Raw genomic sequence first — 10,569 nt, forward strand, 5'->3', positions numbered from 1 at the left:
CGTATTTTAATACGCTGCTTTCCTTTAATGTTTATGAGTATAAACACTTAAGACTGCAGTCGGCTGCAGTCTTAAATATGTTTCTTCATAGTGTGATGAGGGATGCCGGCATCTAAAAATTCATCGGATATAACTGAGTAACCGAGTTTTTCATAAAAAGGGATCGCCTGGTTTTGAGCGTTTAATTTAAGGATCTCAATTTGTTTAGATAGGGCATATTGTTCTATGGCATTCATTAAATCTTTGCCCACCCCTTTTGAGCGGAAATCTGGTAAGATACAAATCCTTTCGACTTTTCCATAGCTATCAACCACCCTGAAGCGTCCGGCACCTATTGGATTACTTTCCTCATCTATTACGAGAAAATGTGTAGATTCCTCTTCTAAATGATCAATTTCTTCTTCTTCAGGTACATTTTGTTCATCTACAAAAACTTTAGTACGTACCGAAAATACCTGATCCAATTCTTCTTTTTCTGATACAATCTTGATGTTCATCGTGATCAGTTGTCCTTTCTTAATTGGTATGTTTCATATACTTTCCATGCCCCATTTTCAGTTTGATAGAGTAAATGGAAGTGATCAACTACTTCTTCGTGTTCGAATTTCATGAGACGCAGTTGTCCGAGAATATCGTTATGTTCCTTGTCAGATAAATCTTGACCAATAGTAATATGCGGAACAAATTTGTATTTTTTATCTTTGCCCAGAATATCATTATGGAAATCTTCGTGAAGTGCACTTAATTCGGCAGTAGGGTCAATTTTTAAATAAATCACATTATTGACTGGTTGGAAGGTGCTAACTTTTAAGACCTTTAATGTAAAAGGCTGGTGTTGGTTTGCAATCTCCTCGAGTTTAGCTGAAATTTCCTTGATTTGCTCATCTGTGGCTGTGAATTCAGATTTTAATGTGACATGAGGAGATATACGAGAGTAATGTGAGTCATAACGCTTTCTATATGAGTTTACAATGTCTTGCAAATTTTTTGAAGGGAAAATAGCAATTCCAAAATTCATGTAAGAACCCCCTGACTTATTTTGTAAAATTAGATATTACTTCATTATAGCAAATATTCAAAAAAATTTCCTTGCTAATTATGTCCTGTGAAAGAGCCAGGTAAGTGTCCTCTTCATATCTGACTGCCATGCCCTCCAGGTATGGTCTCCATCAATCTCTTCGTAAAAGACCGGAAAGCCTTTGCTTTCAATAATCGAGTTAAGTTCCTGATTAGGTTGTACAAAATCTATGATCCCATCTTTAGATGTTTGTACTGTTGTTTCATTCTTTCCAATCGTATGGTAGATTTGCGTTAAATGCGGGAATTGAAAAGACTCCACTGCTGATAGTACGGACTCGTTTACAAGTGGGGAATGCAATGCAATCTTGCCGAATGTATTGGGATAATCCATAGCTGCCATTAATGAAACAGTAGCTGCCAGGGAGTCTCCGATTAGGGCGCGGCTCAGCCCCATTTGGTAGGTCGGATATTCGGCATCAATATATGGAACAAGTTCATGTGCAAGAAACCTTTTATAGGCAGTATGCTTCAGGCCGTCAGGATGATATTTATTCCAGCGATCTTCAACATTTTTATAAGGGACACCTATAATGATTATATTATCTATTTCTTGCCTTTCTAAAAGCTCATCTGCAGCTCGTCCAATTTTGCCTAATTGGAAATAATCTTTACCATCCTGTGCAATCAGGACGGAATACTTATACAGATGGGAAAAGGCTGAAGGTAAATATACAAGGAGTTCGATTTCCTCATTTAATTCCTTGCTGTTAAAAGATATACCCTTAATTGTTCCGGCTTTTAATGCCAATGAGCTCACCCCCTGTTATTCTTTTCAGGTATATTTTAGCATACTCTAACTTGTATATAATAATCAGGAGATTTGTGATATTATGAAGATTCTGATGGTATAATGGATGAAAGTGTAAAAAGGAGTAATAGAGATATGATTAAAAAACGTGTACATAGTAAAACAGTGACAAATGCTGCTAAACTTGCCTTGCAAAGTCGAGGTGTTACACTTGAAGCAATCGCTGAAATTGTTTATGAAATGCAATTTCCTTATAATGATAATTTAACTCTGGATGAATGCATATATAGTATAGAACGTGTCCTGATGAAACGTGAAATTCAGCATGCCCTTCTTGTAGGTATTGAATTAGATCGATTAGCTGAAAAGGGCATGCTGTCAGAGCCATTGCAGTCTATTGTTGAGTCTGATGAGTCCTTATTTGGTGTGGATGAAACCATTGCCTTAGGAGCTGTGCTCGGTTATGGAAGTATTGGTGTGACAACATTTGGTCACCTGGATAAGAATAAATTGGGGATTATCCGATATTTAGATACGAAGAAAGAGGGAAGAGGCGTAAATACATTCCTTGATGATTTGGTCGCTGCAATTGCAGCAAGTGCTGCTTCCAGATTAGCTCATCGTCTGCGTGATAAAGAGGAATCCCTGTCCGAGGATGAAATTGAAGATATAGATCATGAAGAAATGATTGGCTAAGGGAAGGGGGGGAACCTCTTCTTTTTCTTTTTATGATGACCGCTGGGATTGATAAACGAGTTGGGTAGATAAGATTTGTTCCTTCTTAAATGTTCGATAGAGTTTGCGGTTAAAACAATAGGCACGAATCAGTTGCTCACCCATTGATTTAACCAGAATACGGCGTTTTGTAAAAATATTTTTATTCGAGACATAGATGATATCGATGGGAATTTGTTCTCTCATGCTCCTAAGTAAATCATTCATTTATCTTCACCTCCTATTTTCATTATATACGAACATACGTTTCTTATTCAACAAAAAAAGAAACGTATGTTCGATGTTTGTTTTTGTTGAAGTTGTTAATCATCATTAAATAATCATCCGTTTAATGAACCTTGATAGTAGAAGATATTTACCAAGATAAAAAGAAGGAAAGAGACAAGCCTAGCAATCATATACTCTTTGTGAAGGAATGAAGGAGGGGAAGTTGTTTGGCTAATACACTTGCATATCATGAAACACTGGAATTGCATGAATTAGTAGCATTTGCATCAAATGCATTAGTAGGCTTGAAAATGAAGGTCAGAGATGTACCAAATCAGGAGTTGAAAAATCTATATTTGACTACAATTAAAGTTTTGGAAAGATATATTAAAGAGTTGCTGCAATACTTTCCAAGAGCACCGCAAAGGGAAGAGGATGAAAGAGAACAACCGGACGCCAGCTTTTTTGCAGGGAATTTATTGGGATTAACAAAAACATTAATCCGGAATTATTCGATAGCCATCACTGAAACGGCTACTCCTGTTTTGAAAAAGACATTAACAAACCAACTAAACGGAATGATTGATTTGCATAGCCAGGTATTTAACTATATGTATAAGAATAATATGTATCCCGCATATGATTTAAGTGCTTTGATTAAAAACGATGTAAACAACGCTAATAGAGCAATTGCAAAAAAATATTGAAGGCTCTGGCACCTAGATGGGTGCCTTTTTGGTTCCTGAAATAAAACTGTTATAATGGCCATGAGGTGATACATATGTGTGGTAGATTTACGTTATTTTCAACGTTTGAAACGATTATTGAACGATTTCATATAGAGGCAGCCTTTGATGAGGCAGATTATCAAGTTAGTTATAATATTGCACCGTCTCAGAGAATTGTTGCCGTTATTAATGATGGATCCAAAAATCGCTTAGGTTATTTGAGGTGGGGATTGATTCCATCGTGGGCAAAGGATGAAAAAATAGGATATAAGCTGATCAATGCTCGATCAGAAACGCTTGCGGAAAAACCAAGTTTTCGGAAGGCATACCAAAATAAACGCTGTTTAATTGTGGCTGATTCCTATTTTGAATGGAAGCAAACGCCTGAAAGAAAAATACCGATGCGGATTAAATTGAAAAGCGGAGAGCCATTTGGATTGGCAGGTTTATGGGAATCATGGAATTCACCAGAAGGACAGGCCGTATGCACGTGTACCATTATTACAACGTCCTCCAATGAATTGATGTCTTCCATACATGACCGGATGCCAGTTATTCTTAACCCGGAAGATGAACAAAAGTGGCTGAATCCAAAGATTCATGATTCGCATTTACTAAAACAATATTTACGTCCGTTTAATCCTGAATTAATGGAAGCTTTTGAAGTAAGTGCTGATGTGAATTCACCCAAAAATAATTCGGAACACGTAATTCAAAGAATATGTTGATTATTATTTTTCTCGGCATTTATTAACGGAAATTTTCGTTTTCTGTGGAAATCCTTCAGATTATCTAAAACTCTGACGATTAGGTATTCGCCGTATAATCCCGTATTAAACCTTACTTTTAAAAAGGAGTTATTCGTTTCTTGTTAATAGGTGCTATTTTCATACTTCGATTTTTCAATTAACAACATTAGTAAAAATAAAAAAAGAATAATGACTACTATCATGTTTCCCTGACCTCCTTCAAATAGGTTGATTAACTTTTTCATTCAATATAGTAAACTACAGTACAATCATACTACTGTATGGTAAAAATTAGAATATGAGAAGTAGGAAAGGCAACATATTGATTACAAAATGGTAGTAAGAGAGATACTATGAAATGCTAGTATGATTTCAACGACTGAAACTATTATTTCGAATTTAAACATTAAGTTCGAATAACAAGAGAATAACAAAAAGGTTAAATACGTGTAATTATGTTTTTATCTTTTAAAAGAGGATAAATATAGTAGTGTAAACAACAAAATAATTTCTTAAAAAGGAGCGATTATTTATGGCAGACAAAATGTCTAGAGAAGAAGCAGGACGCAAAGGCGGAGAAGCTACATCTAAAAATCATGATAAGGACTTCTACCAAGAAATTGGCGAAAAGGGTGGAGAAGCCACCAAGAAAAATCATGATAAAGACTTCTATAAAGAGATTGGTGAAAAAGGCGGTAAAGCCCGCGCAAACAACGATTAAACCTTCTTCAGAAATTAAAAAAAATACTATAAGCAATCAAGGAAAAACCATGCTGACTTAGCATGGTTTTTCCTTTTTCTGATTACCTTTACCAGATGATAATAGAGTATTCCTCATTGGACAAGTTCCTTTAATTGGATTGCAATCATCCGTAATTAAATACTGTTTCCATTCTCTCTTGGATAAATCCTCATAGCCGCCTAAATCTGGATGATACGGCATGTTTTCAATCTTCTCAACTTTTTTTCTAATAACCTCAATTGCTTTTCTGCCATGTGGAGTAGTATAAGACGTATCAGCAAAAATTCTTCTTGGCTGAAAAATCATGATTAGGCAATCACCTAGATTTCGGGTAATACGATTTTGGTAAAAAGGAGCATTGCCAGATACAAAGATAGGTTCCCCGTTGAAAACAAATTCCCAATGGGGATCATCTGGATCAAGGGGAATATCATTGGACCATTCTTTATCATCCTGTTCGTGCAAATAGGATAAAATACTCCAAAAATTGGCATTATAATAATCATAATCAAGGTGCTGATAATTAAGTTCAGGCTCTACGAAAAGAACCAATGCATACCGAATAGATGGATTCTTCCTTGAAAGTTTGAGAAATTCGCTAAGTGTATGTGGAAGCGCAGAAAAATTATGATTCTCACAATACGTATAGCGGAGGAGGCCATCTCGCTCTGCTTTCATGCCAAAGTGACATGGGAATTGATTGTCACTGACAGTAGAACTCCAATAGTTATAGGCCTCATTCAGCCACCTCGGAAGAAGATTCCCCTTTTTAAAGTCAGATTTAATCAGTAAATGGTTCATAAATTAAACTCCTTGACGTATTTTTACGTACGGGACAATTAGGGATAATTTCATCATATGAAAATGATTGGAATGGTTGCTTTGTTCGATTAGATTAATGATGAAATTCTTCAGCTCTCACTGGTTTGATATAATAAAACAAACGAATAAATAGTAAGGAGCATCCTCAATATGGAAAGAAAGTATGGATGGTTAATCTATAATGGGAGTTTGCTGTCTCCAAAATTTATGGAAATCCATGATTGGTATAAAGAGTCAGCTTCAAAAAAAGGAATCATTCTCGACTTAGTTAAAAATACAGAATTATTCTCTGTTATTGAAGGAAATCAAACCATTATTAAAAGTGAAAGACAGCATGCACGGCCGGATTTTATTTTGTTCTTGGATAAGGATATTCGTCTGGCAAATCAGTTGGAACAGATGGGTTATCGACTGTTTAACAAGGCTTCCGTGATTGAAGTGTGTGATAGCAAAATCATGACATTCCAGGCACTGGCTGATCATTCAATTAAATTACCGAAAACTATATTTTCCCCGCTGACTTTTACAAATACATTGGAAAAGGATCATTCATTTATTGAGTTTATTGAAAGGGAATTATCCTATCCGATTGTTATTAAAGAGGCCTACGGATCTTTTGGTGAGCAGGTGTATCTGGTACAAACCCGTGAAGAATTGGAGAAAAAGAGAAAAGAACTACTTCAAATCCCACATCTTTATCAGGAATTCATTAAAAACAGTAAAGGCAGAGACGTAAGAGTTCATGTGGTAGGTGACAAAGTGGTGGCGTCTATGCTGCGAACTTCCGAAACAGATTTTAGAGCAAACGTGACAAATGGTGGGGTCATGCATGAATATGTTCTTCCGAAAGAATTTGAAGAACTGGCAATTAAGGCAAGTAAGATTATCGGAGCTGATTTTAGTGGAGTGGATCTTTTGTTTGGCGAAGAGGAAGAACCGATTCTTTGTGAAGTAAATTCAAATGCTCATATAAAAAATATCTATGATTGTACAGGTATTGATGTAACTGAGCATATCTTCGATTATATTTTGCGGATGGTGTGACATGTTTAAAGGCTTACTGATCTATAAGCGCGAGGATTATGACAAAAATAAATGGTTTGCCAATCAGTTTATTAATAATAGTAATCAGCACAATCTAAATATCCAGCTTGTATTTGCCGAGGAATTGAGTTTAATAATTGATAATGGAAAATTGTCCGTTTATATGGAGGAGGGGAATTCACTTCAACCGGATTTCGTCATTAACCGCACCCGAGACAGTCAAATAAGCCTTCATTTTGAATTAATGGGGTGCAGAGTTTTTAACAATTCTCAAGTGACGGATATTTGTAATCATAAAGCTAAAACACATCAAATGATTAACAGCCATGGAATAAAATCTGTGAAGACGGCAATCTCATTCACTGAGGGACAGTCGCTATTAAATTATCCACTTATTTTGAAGACCAACAGCGGCCATGGTGGGACGGATGTTTTTAAAGTAGATTGCAAAACAGAATTAACTAAGCAGATGGGGGAGCTTAATAAGGGGGATGTTATCCTACAGGAAATGTGTGATAATCCAGGTGTTGATGTGAGAGTCTTCGTACTGGGTAAGGAGATAATTGGAGCTGTTAAACGTTATTCCAGCAACAGCTTTAAGTCTAATTTTTCACTTGGCGGAAAGGCTGAGCGTTATACTTTGTCTGAGAAACAAGTGAATTTAGTAAATAAAATAGGTGAGTTATTTGATTTTGACTTTGTAGGAATCGATTTTCTCATCGGCCAGGACGGGCAATTCCTGTTCAACGAAATAGAAGATGCAGTAGGTACCCGTACACTTTACCAACAATACGACTTTGATGTTGTACATATGTATCTGAAGTATATTAATAAACAAATGGTTGACTTGCACGCATAATAATCCTTTTATTCAAAAGAATGTAAAATATTTGATAAAATATTAGTGATATACTTCATAAATTTGAGGTAAAGGGATGAGTGGATGAGAAAGAAGGTCGTAATTGCTGGGGGAACAGGTTTTATTGGCCAGTATTTTGAGAAGCAATTTCATTCTATGGGATATGATGTGCTGGTTATTTCCAGAAGCAACGAACATATTAACTGGCATAATAAAGGTGAAATAAAGGAAGCGCTTGAAGGGGCCGAGTTATTGGTTAATTTGGCTGGAAAATCGGTAAATTGCCGCTATAATGCCAGTAATAAGCTAGAAATAGTCATGTCTAGAACTGAAACAACAGCTATATTGGGGAGTGCCCTCCTTGAGTGTATGACTCCACCTCCTTTGTGGATTAATTCCAGTACTGCCACCATATACAGACATGCGGAAGATCGACCTATGACAGAGAAAAAGGGTGAGATCGGAAGCGGCTTTTCAGTCGATGTTGCGAAAGCGTGGGAAGAAACATTTTTTAACTTTGAACTACCGCATACAAGGCAAGTTGCCTTAAGAATTGCAATCGTATTAGGGGGAAGCGGCGGAGTTATGACTCCGTATAAAAATCTCGTTACATTTGGTCTTGGAGGGTATCAGGGATCTGGACGACAAATGTTTAGCTGGATACATATTGAAGATTTATTTCAACTTGTTCTCTTTCTTAAGAACAGAGAAGACTTGGAGGGGGTATTTAATTGTTCTTCACCCCATCCAGTCACCAATCGTGAATTAATGGTTCACCTCCGTAACAGTATGAACAGAAAATTTGGGCTCCCCACACCTGCTTGGATGCTTAAGGCAGGTGCAATACTGATTAGAACGGAGCCGGAGCTTGTTCTAAAAAGTCGTTGGGTACTCCCTGAAAGGCTTGAACAAGTGGGGTATACATTTAAATATAAAAATTTGGAAGATGCTTTAAAAGAAATATTTAAATGAGATAGTTTCATTAACCGCCTGTACTGTGTGTTGGTTCCTCTTGATGAACTTCCATTTTTCTGGAAATTATATATTTATTATGGAAGTCATCTCCATTGCATTTAAACGATAAGAGGAGTATTATACTTAGTACGAGCTACATTGTACGTGATGCATAATTTAAGTTTTAACCTTTAAGCTGTAATAGGGAGTTTTATTATAAAGGCTGGAATGACAAGCCTCTGTCTATATGACCTGGAGGACAAGCAGGAAAGCTTTTGCGAACACCCACTTGGAGAAGTGGTGGTTTAAAACTTTCTTATATGTAACGGCAAAAGTGGCTTAATCAAAACCAATTCCAATTAGGAATTGGTTTTTTTAATGCCATCTACACAATTCAAGATACAGTAAGCAACTAAAACCAATCCTGTTAAGGGTTGGTTTTTTGTTAAATAATATAATAATATAATTAATTAAATACATAATTTATTGATTTTTTATAAAATTATTAATAAATTAATACTATATTAATATAGTATTAATTTATTATTAAATGGTGGATGAAAAGTTTGCTTTACAAATTCTAATGTCAAAATATTTGGAGGAATGAGAATGAAGAACAAGCTGTTTATTTTTTCAATCATATTTTCGCTATTTATTTCTTGGCTGCCGGTATCAAACACACAGACAGATGCTGCAACCACTTATACTAACTTAGGTGTAGCGAATGATTTTAATATCTTTGTTTTTAATGATCACATCCAGATGAATTCCGATGCAGAAGGAAGAGTTGCTGTTGGGAATAAAGCTCATTATACCAATTATGGTATAGGAGACAAATTGACGGAATCTAAAGAACGTTACGATTTAATAGTTGGAAACTCACTTTACGCCCAAAACTTTACTAATTTTAAAGGGAATACCGCTATTGGGATAGATGCTACATATGAATTTCATAGTGCGACACACAATAATAAAGTAGAAGGAAATCCATTTAGGGTAGATTTAAAAACAGAATTGATTGATTTTGAGGCTGTATATAACGATTTAACGTACAAATCATCTAAATGGTCACAATTGACTCCTAATGGAAATCTCGAGAAAAATGGTTCCAATTTGACATTGAGAGGTTATGACCAAGATTTAAATATATTTAACTTAACAACTGAAGACCTAGCAAGTGGAAACGTTGGATTGCTTGATTTAGTAGTACCAGAAAATTCTGCAGTTTTAATTAATATTTCAGGTACGGATTTGAGTATGGGTAACTTTTCAATGAAAAATAATGGAGGACACCTAGATACTAAAAATGGTAGTAGGATTCTTTGGAATTTTCCTGAGTTAACCAAACTGGATATATTTGGTTTTGAAATGGTTGGATCTTTATTGGCACCCCAAGCTGAATTTATCCCTTCGGGTTATGGAAATATAAATGGGACTGTTATAGTTAAAGATTTTATTAACTCTTCCGAGGGAAATTACGAAACGCATCATCACCCGTTTAATGTAAATTTACCTTTAGATGAAGAAATAAAAGGATCCATCCAAATCACCAAGGTTGAAAAAGGAACTGAAAAGAAACTAGGAGGAGCAATCTTTAACCTATACGATAATCCACAGGGTAAGGGTCAACCGGTAGGTGAACAAACATCTGATGAAAATGGGTTGGCAACATTTGAGAACCTCTCCTTTGGCACGTACTACCTGAAGGAAGTACAACCCCCAGAAGGCTATGAGCTATTAACAGATATGAAAGAAATAATAGTCAATGAGGAATATCCAGATGTAGAACTTACCCTTGAAAACATACGGAAAGAGGAACCTAAAGGATCCATCCAAATCACCAAGGTTGAAACAGGAACAGATAAGAAACTAAAAGGAGCCGTCCTGCGCCTGTACGATAA

General features: G+C 35.9%; 12 protein-coding genes, 1 other RNA gene and 1 pseudogene. 9 read left to right on the forward strand and 5 right to left on the reverse strand.

Annotated features, from left to right (window positions below; translation table 11 throughout):
• Positions 1-71: 71 nt before the first annotated feature.
• The 3 genes from FHY47_RS13935 to FHY47_RS13945 form a co-directional block, all read right to left on the reverse strand.
• On the reverse strand, positions 72-497 hold the full coding sequence (locus FHY47_RS13935; RefSeq protein ID WP_066101357.1) for a GNAT family N-acetyltransferase: 426 nt from the start codon (positions 495-497) through the stop codon (positions 72-74).
• A 5-nt stretch (positions 498-502) separates the two neighbouring features.
• Positions 503-1,018 carry a 2'-5' RNA ligase family protein gene (locus FHY47_RS13940; protein ID WP_066101354.1) on the reverse strand — a complete coding sequence of 172 codons (516 nt, stop codon included), beginning with the start codon at positions 1,016-1,018 and terminating at the stop codon, positions 503-505.
• 78 nt (positions 1,019-1,096) lie between these two features.
• Positions 1,097-1,828: an alpha/beta hydrolase gene (locus FHY47_RS13945; RefSeq protein WP_148630896.1), complete on the reverse strand. Its 732-nt coding sequence runs from the start codon at positions 1,826-1,828 to the stop codon at positions 1,097-1,099.
• A gap of 135 nt (positions 1,829-1,963) precedes the next feature.
• Between FHY47_RS13945 and FHY47_RS13950 the strand changes: the two genes are divergently transcribed.
• Positions 1,964-2,524, forward strand: coding sequence for a phosphatidylglycerophosphatase A family protein (locus FHY47_RS13950; RefSeq protein ID WP_077247956.1), 561 nt, complete (start codon positions 1,964-1,966; stop codon positions 2,522-2,524).
• 30 nt (positions 2,525-2,554) lie between these two features.
• Here the strand turns inward: FHY47_RS13950 and FHY47_RS13955 are convergent, their stop codons facing one another.
• A complete protein-coding gene (locus FHY47_RS13955; RefSeq protein ID WP_066101348.1) occupies positions 2,555-2,770 on the reverse strand; it encodes a hypothetical protein in 216 nt (71 codons plus the stop codon).
• Between the two features lie 227 nt (positions 2,771-2,997).
• Here FHY47_RS13955 and FHY47_RS13960 point away from each other — a divergent pair, with 227 nt between their 5' ends.
• From FHY47_RS13960 to FHY47_RS13970, 3 genes and pseudogenes are all read left to right on the forward strand, one after another.
• The gene (locus FHY47_RS13960; RefSeq protein WP_225983664.1) at positions 2,998-3,477 is read left to right on the forward strand and encodes a spore coat protein; all 480 of its coding nucleotides are present in this window, start codon (positions 2,998-3,000) and stop codon (positions 3,475-3,477) included.
• A 74-nt stretch (positions 3,478-3,551) separates the two neighbouring features.
• A complete protein-coding gene (locus FHY47_RS13965; protein ID WP_148630898.1) occupies positions 3,552-4,226 on the forward strand; it encodes an SOS response-associated peptidase in 675 nt (224 codons plus the stop codon).
• 553 nt (positions 4,227-4,779) lie between these two features.
• A pseudogene (locus FHY47_RS13970) lies at positions 4,780-4,962 on the forward strand (KGG domain-containing protein); the annotation flags it as partial.
• 63 nt (positions 4,963-5,025) lie between these two features.
• On the opposite strand, the gene FHY47_RS13975 reads toward FHY47_RS13970, so the two are convergent.
• Positions 5,026-5,790 carry a YqcI/YcgG family protein gene (locus tag FHY47_RS13975; RefSeq protein WP_139891414.1) on the reverse strand — a complete coding sequence of 255 codons (765 nt, stop codon included), beginning with the start codon at positions 5,788-5,790 and terminating at the stop codon, positions 5,026-5,028.
• A gap of 171 nt (positions 5,791-5,961) precedes the next feature.
• On the opposite strand from FHY47_RS13975, the gene FHY47_RS13980 reads away from it, so the two are divergent.
• The 5 genes from FHY47_RS13980 to FHY47_RS14000 all read left to right on the forward strand — a co-directional run.
• Positions 5,962-6,855 (forward strand): ATP-grasp domain-containing protein, encoded by an 894-nt coding sequence (locus FHY47_RS13980; protein ID WP_066101330.1) that lies wholly within the window; start codon positions 5,962-5,964, stop codon positions 6,853-6,855.
• A gap of 1 nt (position 6,856) precedes the next feature.
• The gene (locus tag FHY47_RS13985) at positions 6,857-7,714 is read left to right on the forward strand and encodes an ATP-grasp domain-containing protein (RefSeq protein ID WP_139891412.1); all 858 of its coding nucleotides are present in this window, start codon (positions 6,857-6,859) and stop codon (positions 7,712-7,714) included.
• An 84-nt stretch (positions 7,715-7,798) separates the two neighbouring features.
• On the forward strand, positions 7,799-8,686 hold the full coding sequence (locus FHY47_RS13990) for a TIGR01777 family oxidoreductase (RefSeq protein WP_066101327.1): 888 nt from the start codon (positions 7,799-7,801) through the stop codon (positions 8,684-8,686).
• Positions 8,687-8,816: 130 nt separating this feature from the next.
• A non-coding RNA gene (ssrS, locus tag FHY47_RS13995) (6S RNA) lies at positions 8,817-9,013 on the forward strand.
• 264 nt (positions 9,014-9,277) lie between these two features.
• On the forward strand, positions 9,278-10,569 hold a 1,292-nt coding region (locus tag FHY47_RS14000; RefSeq protein ID WP_187393494.1), incomplete at its 3' end, for a choice-of-anchor A family protein.

This window comes from Bacillus sp. E214 (assembly GCF_008087365.1).
GTDB lineage: Bacteria > Bacillota > Bacilli > Bacillales > Pradoshiaceae > Pradoshia.